Here is a 17,409-nt window from a genome sequence, read left to right on the forward strand (position 1 = left end):
TCTTCTATTTAATAGCACCTTTTTCCATGGTGATGGTTGTGTCACAAAATTCTCCCCATTCTTCATCCTGGCTCACCACGATCAGGGTCCAAGGGTGGGACTTATCGGTTAGGAAAGCGCGCAATCTGCGAGCTTCCTCAGCTTTGAAATGATCTAAAGGATCTTTCAGCAAGAGTAGTTTTGGCGCGTGTACTATGGCGCGTGCCAAAAGGATCTTCTTACCAATGGTGAGCGGGATTTGACGTCCTTCGGGATAGAGTATGGTATCAATTCCGTCATCAAGGGACTTAACAAATTCCATCAGACCAACATTCTCAATGGCCCAGTTCACGCGTTCACGGGGAATGTCTGCATCTCCAAAGGTGATGTTCTCCAGCAGGGTTCCCTCAAAAGGAGATTCTTCTGATAAGGTCTGTCCTACCAAGGCTCTAAATTTGCTTAAGTGAATCGTTGAACGCGCCACAGAGTTGACAAACATCTGCCCGTTAGTCGGCGGAATGATCCCAGAGATCACACGCAGTAAAGTGGTTTTACCACTACCGTTCTCTCCGTTGATCCAAGTTCTGGAACCAGGTACAATGTTTAGATTGATGTCTTTAAGAATTGGCTGTTTATGGCCAGGAACGGTAAGGCCGATCTCTTTTAGTTCAATATCCAAATGACCCGCGTTCAAGAAGCTTTCATCACCCTCTTGTGGTTCAATTTCTTTGTCTACCACTTGTCCGATCTTTTCCAAAGAGGTCAATACATCATAAATGGTCTCAAGACCTGTGATTAACTTTTCTACGGAATTGATCACGGTAATAATGATGATCTCTGCAGCTACGAACTGCCCGATGTTCATTTCCTGATTCAATACCAGAATACCTCCAATCAGCAATAATCCTGCTGTTACCAATACCTTAAAACCAATCAACTGAATGAATTGGATCACCAATACCTTAAAGTGCTTTTCTCTGGCACCTAAATAGCCAACAACCAAGTTGTCATTCTTTCTCAAGGCCAAACTCGTTTTTCCAGAAAGCTTAAAACTCACCACGGTTCGGGCCACTTCTTGAATCCAGTGGGCTACTTTATATTTGTTCTTAGACTCTTCCAAACTACTGCTCATTCCACGCATGGCAGTCACTCTAAAAAGCAGGTACAAGAAAAGCAACAGCAAAATGCCATAGGCAATAAAGAACGGGTGGTATAAAGACAGCAGTAGCAATCCAAAAATGATCTGTAAAAGCGCAGCGGGGAAGTCTACCAGGATCTTAGACAATCCTTTCTGTACCGTAAGGGTATCAAAAAAGCGGTTGGCTAACTCTGGCGGATAGTAGTTTCTCAGCTCACTCAATTGGATCTTCGGGAATCTATAAGCGAACTCAAAGGAAGCACGGGTGAAGATCTTCTGCTGAATGTTCTCAATGATGCGGAACTGCATCAGCTGTAAAGCTCCTACAAAAGCCGTCCCCAGCGTAACTAGAATTACCAGTACTATCCAAGAGGAACTGATCTGCGCCCCTTGAATAAGGTTGATGATCGCTTGAATTCCCAGTGGTAATGACAAGCTCACTGCTCCTGCGAAGATCGCATAATAGAACACTTGGAGCACATCTTTGCGGTCCAGTTCTAGCATCTCGGTGAGCCGCTTCCAGGGGGTGTAAATTATTTTTTGACTCATGCGTCTATATTTAATGTGTTTAAGACCAAATGTTTAAAGAATACTGTTGGAGGACTGCTTTTTTTACAGTCCGTAATGGAGGTGAAATGATCCATTAAAAAATGCTGGTGGAGCGCACCGTCTACTACGGTACTGGCCAAGCTTGCTGGATGTTTGTATTCTGGGCAAGCTTCTAAGATCATATCGCGCACACGGTGGATCAAACGTTTGTAGATGGAAAAATAACCTTCCTTGTTCTCGTCATCTACCTCTTTAGTGAGGTAACTTTTAGAAAACTCATTGACAACGATCTGTCCCAGCTTTACCTCGTCAATATGAGAGAAACTGGCGTCCATTTCAACAGGACGCGTGATTACTTCTAAAGCTTGTTTAAGCTTGTCTTTGGGACTGTTGATGCTATAGGTTTCCATAACCAACTTGTACTCCAACCAACCCCAATACCAATTGGTTAAGTACAACAGCAGTTTGTGTTTGTTCTCAAAGTAGCGATAGATAGAGCTCTCATTGGAGCCGATACGCTGGCCGAGCTTTTTGAAGGTAAAAGCTTCAAAGCCGATCTCATCCACCAAAAGAATGCTGTGCTCAATAATGCGAAGGCCCAAATCTGAGGACTCCGGGTCTTTGAGGTAGATCTTTGGGTGTACCGTGATCGTTAAGTTTGAAAATAATTTCTCCATGTCTAAAATAATACGTCGCAAAAATAATAGTAACACTATCAAGTAGCAATAGTTTAACTTTTAATTAAGAAATGGAAACTATTAAGACGGAGAGAATTATTTAGCTTTGAAGTATTAAAAATCGTTTATGATCTCAGACCTCATACACAAAAGAAGATCGGTATATCCAGCTTTATATGCCGATACACCGATTGCTAAAGAAACCATAGAAGAGTTGCTTATGGCTGCCCATCAGGCGCCTACACACAGAAAGACCCAACCTTGGCGTTTCAAAGTTTTTCATACGGAGCAAAAACGTGCAGAATTGGGCGATTTCTTAGCCTTAAAATACCGCAATACCATCAGCAACTATTCAGAATTCAAGGAAGCAAAGATTCGCAAAAAACCGGCTGACGCTGCTTGTGTAATTGCCATTTGTGTGCAAGAGGATCCAGACCAGCGTGTGCCTTATTGGGAAGAGTTGGCTGCCACTGCTATGGCTGTTCAAAACCTGTGGCTGGCGTGTACAGAAAAAGGGATAGGCGGCTATTGGTCTTCACCAGCGCTGATGCGATATATGGATGAGTTCATCACCCTAGAAGCTGGAGAAAAGTGTATCGGCTTCTTTTATATGGGTAATTTAAAGGCGGAACTGCCTGAGCCTTGGGAGCGCAACCCGCTCGATCAGCATGTGAATTGGTTTTAAAAGAAACCGTCAAAGTAGGTGTAGAGGTAATTCAGGTAGAATCCCAAATAGATAAAACACACGACTAACTTCATAAAAGTAGAGGCTAAAAAGCCAAGGAAAGATCCAAACGCAGCCTTTAAAGCCTGATTGGATTCGGTTTTATTAAAGGCGATCTCTCCAATAAAAGCTCCCACAAAAGGTCCAATTAAGACTCCAAAAGGAATGGGGGCAATCAATCCTACAACGAGCCCTATGGTGGTTCCTATAGCGCCTGCTCGACTCCCGCCAAAGCGCTTGGTGCCAATGGCCGGAATGATGTAATCCAGCACCACTATAATTATAGCAACCAATAAGGTGATTCCCAGAAACCAATAGTTTACCGGGATGACCGAGGTTAAAAACAGCATCAAAAGCCCTAACCATGAAATAGGAGGACCTGGTAAGACAGGCAGTACGCTGCCAATAATACCGCCGAAGCAAAGAAGAAGCCCCAGGATTACTAAAAAGATATCTAACATATACCCATTGGACGCGGGCGATAGATACTTGTTACAATCTTTTTTAACTAAAAAATTAGTTTAAACTAAATATTTAGTTATATTTGAATCCAGAAACACATTAGAATGAAACAACTCACAAAGGCAGAAGAAGATCTCATGCAACTGCTTTGGGAACTCAAAGAGGCGAATGTAGCCGCTTTGCTCGATAAATTACCCGAGCCCAAACCAGCCTACAATACCGTATCTACAATTATTAGAATACTGGAGAATAAAGGCTTTGTAGATTACCGTAAAGAGGGGCGCGGGCATGTGTACTTTCCAAAGGTGAGTAAGGAAGCTTATAGCAAGCACAGTCTTAAAAAGCTCAGAGACGGATACTTCCAGGGGTCCTTTAAAAGTATGGTGTCCTTCTTTATGAAGAACAACGATATGACCATAGACGATTTGGAATCAGTTATGAAGGAAATTCAAAAAGAAGACTAATGGCACATTATATCATTCAAACGCTGATCTTTCAGCTACTGTTTTTATTGGTTTATGATCTGTTCTTAAAAAAAGAGACCTTTTTTCATTGGAACCGTTGGTATCTTTTGGGTACTGCAGCGCTGAGTTTGGTGTTGCCGTTCATCCAAATAGCGGCTATTGGTCGGCAAATTAGCCCGGAGCTTAGGGTGCAATTACCGGCGGTCTTTATAGGGGGCGAGGGGTTTGTGCCTACCGTTGCTAATCCGCAAGAGTTTGTATTTCCATGGCAGCTGTTGTGGCAAGCCGGAGCCGTGATCATGGGAATTTGGTTTGCAGTTAAACTGGTCAAGATTCTGCGTATGCGTCGCAAAGGAAAATTGACGCGTTTGGAAGATTTTGCCTTAGTGATCTTGCCCAATAGTAAGTCTGCCTTTTCTTTTTGGAGCACTGTTTTTCTCGGGGCTGATCTAGCACCAGAGCAGCGGGAGATGATCCTGCATCACGAACAGGTCCACGTACGCCAACGCCATACCTTGGATCAACTCTTTTTTGAATTGCTGCGGATTGTGTTTTGGTTCAACCCACTGGTCTATCTCTATCAGGCGCGTATCACGAGTTTACAAGAATACATCGCCGATGCGGAAGTAGCGGCCAGCAAAGGAAAGAGCGCGTACTATCAGCAGCTTTTGTCTCAAGTTTTTCAAACAGAGAATGTTTCATTCATCAATACATTTTTTAATCATTCATTAATCAAAAAACGAATCAGTATGTTACAAAAATCAAGATCCAGCAGATCTAAATTGCTCAAGTTTGCCCTCTTATTGCCACTTTTGGCGGTAATGGTGGTTTACACTTCTTGCTCTCAAGAAAGCCCTACCACTGCAGATGCAGCGGCTAAATCATCAGACGCTGATGTGATGACCAAAATCGAAGAGCTCTCAGAGGCTATCATGGCGCAAGGAAACCTAACAGAAGATGAGCGCAGGGCGTTAGAGTTCTTAGCTACACCGGCAAAAGAAGGTGATAAGGTCTATGAATCGGTCGGGGAATATCTCGCCGAGACAGAGGGTAAAGTTGTCGAAGGACGCCAGGTTATGGAGTACCAGAGTCTACAAGACGGAGATCCTGTTCCTTTCGCAGCGGTTGATCGCGTACCGATCTACCCAGGCTGTACAGGTACTAATGAGGAGCTCAAGGCCTGTTTTAGTCAGAAACTTTCCATGTTCGTCAATGATGCCTTTAATAAAGACCTGCCAGAGAGCTTGGGCTTGGTAGGAACATTACGCATAGCAGCTATTTTTAAAGTAGACGTAAACGGTCAGATCGTAGACATTAAGTCACGCGCTCCGCACCCAGGACTTGAAGAAGAAACAAATCGTGTGCTTGGTACTTTACCTACCTTGACTCCGGGAGAGCAAGACGGGCAGCCGGTAGGGGTTCTTTATTCTTTGCCTATAGTATTTCATGTTGCTGAATAGATACTTCTTTTATATACTCACAGTGATTTGTATCAAAGCCGGAGCTCAGTCTTCGGCTTTGGTCGTTGGAGATAGTTTGATGGCACAAGGTCAATACCTACAGGCCATTAAATCTTATGAAAAGCTACCCATTTCTCAAGCAAACCTTCCTTTGGCCAAGGCTTACAGGGCTATGGGGAACACGGCCAAGGCCCTAGTTTTTTACGGCAATGCCTATGAGATCAATCCAGAGAATACAGCTTTGGGCTTTGCCTATGGCTCTTTACTCAGGGCTACCGGACGCATGCCTTTGGCTGAGGTAGTTTTTGAGGAATTGATCCAGCGAGATTCTACTAACGCTAGTGCCTACTATCAATTGGGAATGGTTCGATTGGCCGCTCAAGACAGTACGGCCATACCCTTATTAGCACGAGCGCTCGAGCTCAATGATCAGCATATGAATGCGCGGTATCAGCTATCCAAAGAACTCTTGGAAAAACGGCAATATGAAACTGTGGACACTCTTTTGACCGTTGGACTCAAACAAAGTCCGAATAACACAAAACTCTTGCAATTGCAGGGAATTAAGCAGTATGTCACTAAGCGTTATCACGACGCCATAGCCAGTTTTGAACTTTTGGATTCTATTGCCACTATAAGCGTACAACAACGGGAATACTTGGCCAATAGTTATTCCAGAACCTATCAGTATGAACCTGCTTTGGAGCAGTTCAAAATTTTGATCAATCAATACGACGATCAAAACTCCAACTGGCATTTTACGCTCAGTACGGTTTACCTCGGTCTAAATGAACCCGAAAAAGCCCGTAGGCATATCAATATTGCCATTGGTCTTTTAGACAAACCGCTGGACAATCACTTTTTAACCCTCGCCATTACTTACAATCGGGAAGGTAATTACAGGGCGGTAATGGAGGCCTTACAGCAGGCACTGGCAGAAAACGCCCAGAATGAACTGGCTAAATATCAGTTGGCCGTTGCCGCAGACAATCGGTATGATGACAAGAGCTTGGTACTCCCTTTTTATGAAGCTTACGCCAAACAATTTCCCGAGGGCCGTCACATAGACACGGTCACTTACAGGATCTCAGATCTCAAGGAGTTGATCTTTATGGACAAGGATTGAGTTTTTTATTCCCTCGTGATTTGCTATTTTTAGCCCAATGAAGCGTTTATTAATCAGTGTTTTATTGGTTTTTCTTGGATCTTCGGCTTTGGCCCAGTCGCAAGAAGAAATTCAATGGATCTCCATAGAAGAAGTAGAGGCGGCTGTTGCCCAGGAGCCCCGTCCGGTCTTTATTGACATCTATACCAATTGGTGTGGATGGTGTAAACGCATGGATAAGAGTACGTTCAAAGATCCTGCTTTTGTGAGCTATATCAATGAGAACTACTACGCCGTAAAGTTCAATGGCGAGGAGCGAGATACTGTAAATTATCGCGGTTACGCCTTTAAATACGTGCCTCGTGGTAGACGCGGTTATAACGAGCTTGCTGCGGCCTTTATGCAAAACAAATTGAGCTATCCGACCTATATTGTCCTCAATGAAATTTTAACTCCTTTGCAGTCTTTCAAAGGATACAGAACCGCAGACGAATTTCTCCCCATCATTACCTTTTTAGGAGAGGGCCTATACAAGAACACAAAATGGGAAGATTTCATGTCCCAATGGGAAGGTAAAGACCGCTAGCATGAAGTATTTTCTCTACGTTGCTGGTGTTTTTTTGCTGATGTCGTCCTGTGAGTATTTTGAGACCAAAAAGATCGATTCCGATACCTTATTTGAACAAGAAATGGCCACCATTAATTGGGAGGAGGTAGACCAATATCCGCTTTTTAAAGTATGTGATGAAACGGCCACCAAGACGGTGCAGTTGGAATGTTTTCACCAACAATTGAGTGCCAACATTTCTAAAGTGATCAAGGACAGCGTACCTGGGGTAATTCAGAGTCTTCGCGATACCGTCTTATTAGAGATGAGCATTGATACTTCAGGCGTATTCAACTTACAACAGATTCAAATGGATTCGATGACCCGCGTGCATTTGCCTAAAGTAGAATCTTGGCTCAAAGCAGCTTTAGGGCAAATGGACCCCATCGCCCCAGCAACAAAAAAAGGAGTGCCGGTAGTCACTAAATATACGCTTCCGCTAATTCTAGCTACAGATTGAATTTACAGCCCAAAGTAAAGTCTACGGGGAACTCACCATTATCATCGATGGTCAAACCTACAATGTCGTTATAAGCGAGCATTAAATATCCTTTGCCCAATTTGATATCAGCACCAAGGCCTAGCAAAATAGGCGCCTGCAAATTGCCTCCTGTGATTTCTTGATCCACGGAGTTTTGAGCGGGATCTGTGTTGGTGATCACCGTTCTGGAATAGGTGTAGGTAGCCAGACGTGCATTGGCAAAGACATCTACCTTGGCAGATTTTACAAACTTAAATCTATAGTTCAAGGAAAGTTGAGATGCGGAATAATCAAAATCTTCTACCGCAAAGGACTGTCTAAATTGAAACACAATGGCGTGTCTTGGCAGGAGCTTGCTGTCCAAAATTTCAAACTCAATTCCTACCAAGGGTGCCGTGGCGTTTTGCGGATTGGCAGTATAACGGTTGTTGGTCACTCCGCCAAAGAATCCCAATCGCGTTTCAAAGGCAACCGTCTGTGAGTTCGTGTCGTAATTTGGATCCACACTTGCATTGTAATCATTGATGAAGTTGCGTAAGCCAGCAAGGGTCATCCGTAAACGATCAGTAGACAATCCGCTTCCTGTGGTTAAGTCATTTAGGGTGGATTTATATTGCTCCTGATATTTTCCGTCAACGCGGGTATTGATCAGTTCGTAGTACTGGCCGTCTTTTTTTACAAAATATCGGTATTGTTTGTTAAAGGTGTTCCACAGCAGATCAATGGTTCCACTTACCTCGGTTTTCAAGGATAAAGACTCTCCATTGATGGTGTAGGTTTGCTGGGCAAAACCTATGCTTGCCACAGTTATAAATAAAACGAACAAAAGGCTTTTTAATCGTTGCATGCTCAGGGATTTAGGTGAACTAAATGTACATATTATTTTTTATACTCGCGGCCTTTCCAAAGATAGCTGTGGTTCAAGCTGCGCACCAAAATCACCACCAAAGTCCACGGATAAAGTAGATTGGCTACAAAGGTTTTCTTCGCTGTTTGATGCAGTGGAGCCAAGCTTCTGTAGCTGATCAAAATGAAATCCAGTGTGATTTTCAAAAACAGATAGAACAGCAAAATGGTCTTAAGGCTGGAATCGAATTTTAAACCAAAAAGCAAAACAATGGGCCAAAGGTTGGCCAAAGTCACGGCAATACCCATTCTGTTGGAACCTTGCAAAGCAACTTCTTTAGATTTTTTCACCCATCTGATACGCTGCCAGAAGTACTCTGGCCAGGTTTTAGCACCCTGTACTTCCACTACCGCAGCCGTGTCATTCAAATAGTGGATCTCGGCCTCATTGGCCACTGCTTTTTTGAGTAAGAACATATCATCTCCGCTGGCTATATGCAGATTACCTTCAAAACCATTTACGGACTCAAACCAAGCCTTGTTGTAGATCAAATGAGCACCGTTGGCAACACTGGGTCTCCCCAAACCTGCTGCACCACGGCCCAGTTGCGAAATACCTGCTGTCTCTACTTCTTGCACCCAATGCAACAATCCATCTTGCGGCTTGAGGGTTATAGGTCCCAGGATCAGATCGGGATTGTTTTGGAGTGCATTTTGAAGCTGTGCCCACCAACCGGCTTGTATACTTATATCGGCGTCAAAAGTTGCGATCCAAGGATATTTAGCCAAGCCTATAGCTTGCGTAATGGCATCTTTTTTTGCTGCTTTATGTTTTCTGATCACTTTAGAAATACGGTAGTCGAATTCTGAGTTTTCCAATGCCGTATGGATTAGCGCCGAGGAACGATCCTCACTGGCGTCGTCCATAAATATGAATTCCACAGAAGCAGGGTCTGGCAGCAGTTTTAGACTTTCCAATAGCGGTGATAAGCGATGCTCTTCATTGCGAAAGGGGATCACTATGCTAATTTTTTTTGTGGCTTCTGATGGAATTGATGATGCGGAGGCTGCGGTTAACTTCTGAATCCCACGGATCGCCCAAACGATCAGTTCGGCATAGATCAAAAAGATAATAACACTTATGGTGATCATGCGTTTTTGCGTTTATAAGCGGCAATTACGCCACTACCAATTAAGGCAGGAATGCCAAAGTTCAAGATCCAACCCATCAGCACAGCCATCACCACAGTAAGTTCATCCACGCCGACCAGTCCAAATAGGGCTACGGCGATTCCACTTTTGACAACGATGTCCAAAACCAGCAACATGGGTGTAATACTGCTGAGTAGATAATACGCAAACAATAAGGGGATTAGTGCGCTCAAATTCGGTTGAGCACCAAATCCAATCAACATCCAAAGCATTAAACTTCCAAAACACAAATAGCGCAAGAGGCTGTGAATCACTGTCCAACTCAGGATGATACGAGGAAGTTCTAAGGTCTTCCTCCAAAGGGCAGACAGGCTGAGGCCTTGAAATAAAAGCTGCCGCTTACGGATCAAATAACCAAATACCATCAGCAAAACCAAAACGATCAATATCAAAATCACATTGAGTTTAGAGACGGGCAGTTCAAAACGAAAACTGATCCATAAAATGGCTGGAATCCCTAAGAGTAGCGTGACCCCCATCTGTTGCATATTCCCTAGAAAAGTGAGCCAAAGAATGCGCTTTCTTTTGCTGGGTTCAAAGAAAAGGGCCTTAGCGCCATATTCTCCAATGCGTTGGGGTGTAAGCAGGGAAGCTGCCAAAGAAGCGTAAGTCTGTTTCCAAGCTAGAACATAAGAAATAGGCTTGGTGGTAAAGGTCAAAAGTTGCCATTTTCTGGCCTCCAGTGCCCAGTTCATAAAGCTCAACAGTATCCACAATCCTAAAGTCCATAATTGCAGCTTGCTGTTGAGGTGAGACCACAATTGTTGGAGCTTTCCGCTGTTGTCTGCAAAGAGTTTTTGGTAGAGGAACAACCCCATTGCCACCAAAATGATCAATTTTAGGGCGACTAAGAGATATTGATTAGCTTTGTCTGACAAGACCATTGTTCGCTAATTTAATCAATCCGCGGGGGATGGGCTTTAAAATACTATGAGCAAATCCGAACGAATCATCTTAGGCATTGACCCCGGAACCACCATTATGGGTTTTGGACTCATTCGCGTGGTGGGTAAAAAGATGGAATTCATGCAGTTGAATGAACTGCAATTGCAAAAGTATTCCGATCATTACGTGAAGCTCAAGTATATCTTTGAACGCACGGTACAACTCATTGATACTTATCACCCAGACGAGATCGCCATTGAAGCACCATTCTTTGGTAAAAACGTCCAATCCATGCTCAAACTGGGAAGGGCTCAAGGCGTAGCCATGGCCGCAGGACTTTCAAGAGAAGTGCCCATCACCGAGTACTCACCCAAAAAGATCAAAATGGCCATTACCGGCAACGGTAACGCCAGTAAAGAGCAAGTGGCTAAGATGCTTCAAAGCATTCTTGGGATCAAAGAACTCCCTAAGAATTTGGACAGTACAGATGGACTGGCTGCTGCGGTTTGTCATTTTTACAATGCAGGGAAGATCAGCACTGGGAAGTCGTACTCTGGTTGGGGAGCTTTTATCAAAGACAATCAAGACCGCATAGGCTAATCGATTGCCCTTATGGAAGATCAATCAACTTGTAAAAACTGTGGCACTCAAACGCAAGGGGCGTACTGCCATCATTGCGGCCAGCGCTCCGGGATCCACAAGGTGAGTTTTAGCGAGACCTTCGGAGATCTGGCTTCGGGTTTATTTACTTTAGAAGCGCCTCTTTGGAGAACTACCAAGGCGCTTTTTCTATCACCCAGCCAACTCTTTGCCGAGTATTTAAGTGGACAGCGTAAAAAATATTACAAGCCGGTAGCCTATTTTATACTGTGGTCTGCGCTCTTTATTTTGGTGCGTAGTCTGATCAAGTTTGACCCTTTTAAAAGTGTCCAGGCAGACACCACTTTAAATACGGATATCCAGTGGCTCTATGATGCAGGCAAGCTTATGTCTGCGAATATCAACAACTTCATGTTCATTTTTGTGTTGACCCTTGGAGGCTTTTTGAAGATCTTCTTTTACAAAAAACACACTTTTGCCGAATTCGTCGCTGTAAGTTTTTATCTACTCTGTGTGTATACCTTGATCAATACGCTGTTTCAGATCTACCTCAAATTGAGCGGCGCTCAACCCAACTTTTTTCCGGCCTTGTTGTTTGGCGCCTATTTGGTTTATGCAATACCAGCATGGCTCAAAGGGAATTGGGTGCTGAGTTTTTTCAAAACGGTGGTGGTCTTTTTCTTGGCATCTTTATTTTACCTCGCCTTGAGTTTTGGATTGTCCATTTTAATTGTTTTGTTCTTCTGATCGTGGCCGGATTATACCTTCACATACCGTTTTGCAAACAAGCTTGTCATTATTGTGACTTCCATTTTTCAACTTCTTTAAAGCATCAAGGGGGAATGGTAGCTGCCATGCAGGCCGAATTGATCTTGCGCAAAGCAGAACTTTCTGAGCCTATTAAAACGATTTACCTCGGAGGGGGAACACCGAGTTTGCTCACTCCAAACCAATTGGAGGAGTTGTTTGGGACCATAAATATGCACTATCAGCTCAGTGATGCCATAGAGTTTACCCTTGAAGCCAACCCAGACGATATTGACGAGTCGCTGTTGTTAGCTTATAAAGCCGTAGGAGTAAACCGGCTCAGTTTAGGGATACAATCCTTTAGAGAACAAGACCTTAAATTCATGAATCGGGCCCATGATCAGCGGCAAGCTGAGCAGGCCCTGGACTTGGTAGCAAAACATTTTGATGACTATTCCGTAGATCTGATCTACGGCGTACCTGAAATGCCGCTCACAGTTTGGGAAGAAAACTTGCAGAAGGCTTTTGAAGCAGGCGTCCCACACTTATCCTGTTATGCCTTGACCGTTGAGCCCGATACGGCCTTAGATCGGTTTATACAAAAAGGGGTGGTTGCCCCGGTAGATGAAGCTTTGGCTAAAGCGCATTATGAATTGCTCTTGGACAAGACTTCCGATGCAGGATATATCAATTACGAGTTCAGCAATTTTGGCAAACCCGGTTTTCAATCTCAAAATAACACGGCTTATTGGGAAGGAGTTCCTTATTTGGGTATTGGCCCAGGGGCGCATTCACTTGTAGATCACGTTCGTACTTGGAACATTTCTAACAATCCGCTTTACATTAAATCCTTGCAGGCCGGCAAACGTCCGCATGAATCCGAAAAGCTCAGCCTCAACGATCGTTATAATGAATACATCATGACCGGTTTACGTACGGCCAAAGGAGTTTCATTAGCTAAAATTTCTGAAGAATTTGGAGCCGTATACCGTCAATATGCCGAATCTTTATTGCCCGAACTACAAGCTAAGAATTGGATTTTCTTAGACGGTGACGACTTGCATGTACCTAGATCGTCAAAATTTGTATCTGATGGAATAGCGGCAGAACTTTTTAAGCTTCTTTAAGTCAGATTGCTTACCTTGAGGCTATGATCGCAATACTTCACATTGCTGACCAAGAGATCGAAATCGATCTGGATCAGCCCCTTGATATTTCGATTCCCATGCACTCAGGGCCCGAGAATCCCAATGCTTGGTATGTGGGGCATCCAGAATTTAAACCGGTCGTTTTGGAGGATTGGGTGGGTTCCGTTCAAGAGGGGGCAGCTGTGAATTTCACCAGCATGCAGATCATTCCACATGCGCAGGGTACGCATACAGAATCATTAGGACATATCACGGCCGAGCCCGCTAATGTCAACCGAGCGTTTCACCGTTACTTTTACAAGGCGAGACTCATCAGTCTAAAACCAGAAACACGGGGAGGTGATCAGGTCATTGACCTACATTTGTTGCAAGACCACCTTAAGGATCCAGATATTGAAGCCCTCGTGATAAGAACCTTACCGAATTCTTCTGAGAAGAAAACACGTCAATATTCACACACCAATTGGCCTTATTTGACTAAGGCTGCGGCGGCCTATCTCTGTCGTAAAGGCATTCAGCATTTATTGATCGATACCCCTTCTGTGGATCGAGAAGAGGATGGCGGTAAATTAGAAGCGCATCGAGCCTTTTGGGATATGGATGGAATACCCAGAGAGCACGCTACTATTACAGAGTTCATCTTTGCTGATGATTTCTTGGAAGATGATCACTACGTTTTGGAGTTGCAATTGGCCAATATTGAGTCCGATGCTGTTCCCAGTAGACCGGTCTTGTATCGCATAAAATCCATATCATGAAACTGAGTTTAAAACTGGAAGAATTGGCTCAGTTTGGGCTGGCGATCTATTTGTTTTCCCTCTTGGATTTTGCTTGGTGGTGGTTCCCAGCACTTTTGCTAACTCCAGATGTGGGTATGCTCGGTTATATCGCAAACGCTAGAATTGGCGCATTGACCTACAACTTATTTCACCATAAAGGGGTTGCCATAGCGGTATACATGTTTGGAGTGATCTTTCAAAATCAAGAGCTTTTGCTTGCAGGTTGTATCCTGTTTGGTCATTCTGCTATGGACCGTTTGATGGGATATGGTTTGAAGTATCCAGACAGCTTTCAAAACACCCATCTCGGGCGAGTTGGGAAACAAAACAAAGCATAATACGGCTATGTACGCATTGAAAAACAGACTGTGCTTTGCGGCGACCTTCCTTCTATTTTTAAGCGCTAATTTCTCAGCAGCCCAAGAGAATTTTGAGCGTGTAGATGCTGTGATCCAGTTGTATCCAAAGCGAGCAGCTTCTGTGGAGCAAATAGCTGGATTCATCAACAGAGATTTTAGTTCCGAAGCCGATAAGCTCCGTGCTATCTACGGCTGGCTCATTAACAATATTGCTTATGATCCCAATGAATACAAAGCATTGGATTATAGTTTTACTACGGTTTCTGAAAGGAATAAAAAGCAAGAAAAGTTTCGGCAACAGTTGATCAATCGAGTTATTGAGAAGGGCGTTGCTGTCTGTGAGGGTTATGCTTTTGTCTTTGAGCGCTTGTGTGAACTCACAGGAGTTACCTCTTATCTGGTACGAGGAGATTCAAAGGCCTCTTTGGCCGATATTGGCCGTAAGTTCGATGTAAATCATATGTGGAACATCGCCTTAATTGATGGTAATACCTATTTATTTGATGCCACTTGGGGCGCGGGGCGCTATACCGATCGTTTTGAAAAAGACACCACCTATAGTTTCTTCATGGCAGATCCGCAGCAGTTTGTATATACGCACCTTCCGCTTTTAGAGGAAGATCAATTGCTCACACAGCCTTTGAGCAGAGCTATCTTTGAATCCATGCCTATTATTGTAGATGACTCCCTAAAAGAGTACAAATCGCTGCTGCCAGCAACAGGCATTCTCAATAGCGGAGCTAGTTCTGGTAAATGGCAATTCCGTTTGCCAATTCCGCAGCAGTCTGCCATAGGTATAAGTGTAGATGGTTCTGCCGTTAAATCTCAAAACACCCATTGGAATGCAGAAGCCCAACTGCACGAATTTGAATTGGATATCCCGCTGGGCGCACAATTGCTCATAATCTATTTTGACGAACGTCCTGGGATGGTATATAAGATAGATTGAGATGCATATTGAAGCCTTTAGAGCATACTGCTTGACCAAAAAAGGAGTTACAGAATCTTTTCCTTTTGATGAAAAGACCTTGGTCTTTAAAGTGATGGGAAAGATGTTTGCGCTCTCGGGGCTGGAACGATTACCCGCTCAGGCAAATCTTAAATGTGATCCCGACAGAAGTGTAGATCTGCGCGCGCAATACGACGGACTTATTCTTCCCGGCTACCACATGAGCAAGCTTCATTGGAATACGGTCCTGATCGATTCGGGTTTGCCACCTGATCTGATCCGCGAACTTATTGATCACTCCTATGATCTGGTGGTAGCAAAATTTAGTAAGAAACTCCGTCTAGAGTGGGAATCACTTTGACCTTTCTATAGTTGGATGGAGACATGCCTTGATACTTCTTGAACTGTCTGTTGAAGTTGGCCATGGAATTGTAACCACTTTTCAAGGCGATTTCAGGCATACTGAGCTCCAATTCTTGACTCAATAGATTTCGAGCGGCTTCACAACGAATTTCATTGAGGAACTGAACATAAGATTTCCCCGTACGCTTTTTAAAGTACTTACAAAAGGAGGATGGAGTCAGCGCTATTTTGTCTGCAATATCAGCCAAGTAGATCGGTTGTTGGTAGTTGTTCATGGTGTATTCAATGATCTGACTCATGCGGTCAGAGTCCTCCCCGCGGTAATTGGGTCGCGTAGCACTTTCACGTATCGGGTGAACTTTTTGCCGGCTAATTTTAGAGATCAAAGCAACAAATTGCTCGAATTTAGCCGCAGATGCTCCTTGATCCAATCCATCCATCAGATTAAAAATGCTCAGATCCACATCGCTTAAATACCAACCTGCCCAATCTTCTTGAAAGGGCATTTGAAGCCTAGAGATCTCCGGGGTAAGTTCGCAAAGTGCAGACCACCAGCTCTCTAGAAAAAAGATAGAGATTCGTTCTACGTGTTCTCCATCAGTGGGTTCACTTCTAAACAGATGCGGTTTGTCTCCACGGACGCAGATCAAACTATCAGGTTGAAATGGGATCAAAGTATTGCCGCAGAACAAGGTGCCAGACCCTGAGATTATTAAACTCAATTGGGTTTCAGGATGTTGATGCAAATGCCCGTAAAAGGACTCTTGCCGGTCTCTTTGAACGGTTATTGAAGCCTTTTCTGACTTGGGAATTGTAAAAGGTAAAACCTTAGAACCTCTCATTTATTGTCGTAATTGTGAATCAAAAATACCAAAAAAGGACAAAATAGTATGAATAATGGAAAAATTATGCCCGGAGTTTACCCGGTTTGAATCGTATTTTTGATTGTATTTAAATCAGTTCATTATGAATGTAGCATGGCAGGGTGTGATGCCCGCGGTAACTACTAAGTTTACCCAAAATGACGAATTAGATCTTCCATTATTTGCCAAAAACATTGAAGCTCAAGTAGCTGCGGGAGTTCATGGAATAGTACTTGGAGGTACGCTGGGAGAGGCTAGTACACTCTCTGTTGATGAAAAGAGAACACTAACGCGATATACCTCAGAGCTCGTTGCAGCTAAGGTTCCGGTCTTGATCAATATTGCAGAGCAAACCACAAAAGGAGCCATTTTGGCTGCCCAGCAAGCCCAAGAAGACGGTGCCAATGCCCTTATGATGTTACCACCCATGCGCTATAAAGCAGGTCCTTTAGAGACGGTCGCTTACTTCAAAGCGGTGGCTAACAGCACGGACTTACCCATTATGGTCTATAACAACCCTGTAGACTATGCCATAGAGGTGACTTTACCGATGTTTGAGTTCTTGTTGGAATGTGACAATATTCAAGCAGTAAAAGAATCCACGCGTGATATCTCCAATGTAACTCGAATAAAGAACGCTTTTGGTGACCGTTTAAAGATCATGACCGGTGTAGATACTTTGGCATTAGAGAGTCTGCTGATGGGAGCTGATGGTTGGATCGCTGGTTTGGTCTGCGCGTTTCCAAAGGAGACCGTGGCCATCTATGAACTGCAAAAGCAAGGTAGAATTGATGAAGCCCTAGCGATCTATCGATGGTTTTTGCCATTGCTAGAGTTGGATATTAACCCTAAATTAGTTCAGAACATTAAGTTGGCTGAGGTAGCTGTAGATTTAGGCTCAGAATGGGTGCGTGCCCCTCGATTGCCCTTAACAGGAGCGGAGCGTGAACACGTACTTAATGTCATAAAAGAAGGTTTAGCCAATAGACCGGTACTGCCTAATTATTAAAAG

Annotated in this window: 21 protein-coding genes; 14 read left to right on the top strand and 7 right to left on the bottom strand. The window is 43.8% G+C overall.

Translation table 11 applies throughout. The features are described from left to right. Positions 1–4: 4 nt before the first annotated feature. Positions 5–1,666, bottom strand: a complete 1,662-nt coding sequence (locus tag POW22_RS04440) for a peptidase domain-containing ABC transporter (RefSeq protein ID WP_272831416.1) — start codon at positions 1,664–1,666, stop codon at positions 5–7. Further along, a complete protein-coding gene (locus POW22_RS04445; protein WP_272831417.1) occupies positions 1,663–2,343 on the bottom strand; it encodes a TetR/AcrR family transcriptional regulator in 681 nt (226 codons plus the stop codon). The genes POW22_RS04440 and POW22_RS04445 overlap by 4 nt, the downstream gene beginning before the upstream one ends. Before the next feature lie 127 nt (positions 2,344–2,470). Here POW22_RS04445 and POW22_RS04450 point away from each other — a divergent pair, with 127 nt between their 5' ends. Further along, positions 2,471–3,028: a nitroreductase family protein gene (locus POW22_RS04450; protein WP_272831418.1), complete on the top strand. Its 558-nt coding sequence runs from the start codon at positions 2,471–2,473 to the stop codon at positions 3,026–3,028. On the opposite strand, the gene POW22_RS04455 is transcribed toward POW22_RS04450, so the two are convergent. Further along, the gene (locus tag POW22_RS04455; protein WP_272831419.1) at positions 3,025–3,528 is read right to left on the bottom strand and encodes a DUF456 domain-containing protein; all 504 of its coding nucleotides are present in this window, start codon (positions 3,526–3,528) and stop codon (positions 3,025–3,027) included. The two genes, POW22_RS04450 and POW22_RS04455, sit on opposite strands and share 4 nt — an antisense overlap. A 105-nt stretch (positions 3,529–3,633) precedes the next feature. Between POW22_RS04455 and POW22_RS04460 the strand changes: the two genes are divergently transcribed. From POW22_RS04460 to POW22_RS04480, 5 genes are read left to right on the top strand one after another with little or no spacing between them, the layout of a single operon-like run. Continuing rightward, positions 3,634–3,993 (top strand): BlaI/MecI/CopY family transcriptional regulator, encoded by a 360-nt coding sequence (locus POW22_RS04460; RefSeq protein WP_272831420.1) that lies wholly within the window; start codon positions 3,634–3,636, stop codon positions 3,991–3,993. After that, positions 3,993–5,453, top strand: a complete 1,461-nt coding sequence (locus tag POW22_RS04465; RefSeq protein WP_272831421.1) for a M56 family metallopeptidase — start codon at positions 3,993–3,995, stop codon at positions 5,451–5,453. Before POW22_RS04460 ends, POW22_RS04465 begins: the two co-directional genes overlap by 1 nt. Beyond that, positions 5,440–6,579: a tetratricopeptide repeat protein gene (locus POW22_RS04470; RefSeq protein ID WP_272831422.1), complete on the top strand. Its 1,140-nt coding sequence runs from the start codon at positions 5,440–5,442 to the stop codon at positions 6,577–6,579. The genes POW22_RS04465 and POW22_RS04470 overlap by 14 nt, the downstream gene beginning before the upstream one ends. Positions 6,580–6,616: 37 nt before the next feature. Beyond that, positions 6,617–7,144, top strand: coding sequence for a thioredoxin family protein (locus tag POW22_RS04475; protein ID WP_272831423.1), 528 nt, complete (start codon positions 6,617–6,619; stop codon positions 7,142–7,144). Between the two features lies 1 nt (position 7,145). Beyond that, a complete protein-coding gene (locus tag POW22_RS04480) occupies positions 7,146–7,625 on the top strand; it encodes a hypothetical protein (protein WP_272831424.1) in 480 nt (159 codons plus the stop codon). Here POW22_RS04480 and POW22_RS04485 read toward each other — a convergent pair. From POW22_RS04485 to POW22_RS04495, 3 genes are read right to left on the bottom strand one after another with little or no spacing between them, the layout of a single operon-like run. Then, on the bottom strand, positions 7,615–8,493 hold the full coding sequence (locus POW22_RS04485) for a hypothetical protein (protein WP_272831425.1): 879 nt from the start codon (positions 8,491–8,493) through the stop codon (positions 7,615–7,617). The two genes, POW22_RS04480 and POW22_RS04485, sit on opposite strands and share 11 nt — an antisense overlap. A gap of 32 nt (positions 8,494–8,525) precedes the next feature. Then, on the bottom strand, positions 8,526–9,644 hold the full coding sequence (locus tag POW22_RS04490; RefSeq protein ID WP_272831426.1) for a glycosyltransferase: 1,119 nt from the start codon (positions 9,642–9,644) through the stop codon (positions 8,526–8,528). Next, entirely contained in the window at positions 9,641–10,588 is a 948-nt protein-coding gene (locus tag POW22_RS04495) for a hypothetical protein (RefSeq protein WP_272831427.1), read from the bottom strand. Before POW22_RS04495 ends, POW22_RS04490 begins: the two co-directional genes overlap by 4 nt. A gap of 46 nt (positions 10,589–10,634) precedes the next feature. Here POW22_RS04495 and ruvC point away from each other — a divergent pair, with 46 nt between their 5' ends. From ruvC to POW22_RS04530, 7 genes are read left to right on the top strand one after another with little or no spacing between them, the layout of a single operon-like run. Beyond that, entirely contained in the window at positions 10,635–11,189 is a 555-nt protein-coding gene (gene ruvC / locus POW22_RS04500) for a crossover junction endodeoxyribonuclease RuvC (protein WP_272831428.1), read from the top strand. A gap of 12 nt (positions 11,190–11,201) precedes the next feature. Then, complete coding sequence (locus tag POW22_RS04505) at positions 11,202–11,936, top strand: DUF3667 domain-containing protein (RefSeq protein ID WP_272831429.1); 735 nt, start codon at positions 11,202–11,204, stop codon at positions 11,934–11,936. A gap of 2 nt (positions 11,937–11,938) precedes the next feature. Further along, entirely contained in the window at positions 11,939–13,063 is a 1,125-nt protein-coding gene (gene hemW, locus POW22_RS04510; protein WP_272831430.1) for a radical SAM family heme chaperone HemW, read from the top strand. 23 nt (positions 13,064–13,086) lie between these two features. Further along, positions 13,087–13,842, top strand: coding sequence for a cyclase family protein (locus tag POW22_RS04515; protein WP_272831431.1), 756 nt, complete (start codon positions 13,087–13,089; stop codon positions 13,840–13,842). Beyond that, positions 13,839–14,201: a DUF4260 domain-containing protein gene (locus POW22_RS04520; RefSeq protein WP_272831432.1), complete on the top strand. Its 363-nt coding sequence runs from the start codon at positions 13,839–13,841 to the stop codon at positions 14,199–14,201. Before POW22_RS04515 ends, POW22_RS04520 begins: the two co-directional genes overlap by 4 nt. 7 nt (positions 14,202–14,208) lie before the next feature. Then, on the top strand, positions 14,209–15,171 hold the full coding sequence (locus POW22_RS04525; RefSeq protein ID WP_272831433.1) for a transglutaminase domain-containing protein: 963 nt from the start codon (positions 14,209–14,211) through the stop codon (positions 15,169–15,171). A 1-nt stretch (position 15,172) separates the two neighbouring features. Then, positions 15,173–15,532 (top strand): MmcQ/YjbR family DNA-binding protein, encoded by a 360-nt coding sequence (locus tag POW22_RS04530; RefSeq protein WP_272831434.1) that lies wholly within the window; start codon positions 15,173–15,175, stop codon positions 15,530–15,532. Here the strand turns inward: POW22_RS04530 and POW22_RS04535 are convergent. After that, complete coding sequence (locus POW22_RS04535) at positions 15,495–16,376, bottom strand: AraC family transcriptional regulator (protein WP_272831435.1); 882 nt, start codon at positions 16,374–16,376, stop codon at positions 15,495–15,497. The two genes, POW22_RS04530 and POW22_RS04535, sit on opposite strands and share 38 nt — an antisense overlap. 124 nt (positions 16,377–16,500) lie before the next feature. On the opposite strand from POW22_RS04535, the gene POW22_RS04540 reads away from it, so the two are divergent. Further along, positions 16,501–17,406: a dihydrodipicolinate synthase family protein gene (locus POW22_RS04540; protein ID WP_272831436.1), complete on the top strand. Its 906-nt coding sequence runs from the start codon at positions 16,501–16,503 to the stop codon at positions 17,404–17,406. Positions 17,407–17,409: the final 3 nt, after the last annotated feature.

Source organism: Gilvibacter sediminis, assembly GCF_028561565.1.
GTDB lineage: Bacteria > Bacteroidota > Bacteroidia > Flavobacteriales > Flavobacteriaceae > Gilvibacter > Gilvibacter sediminis.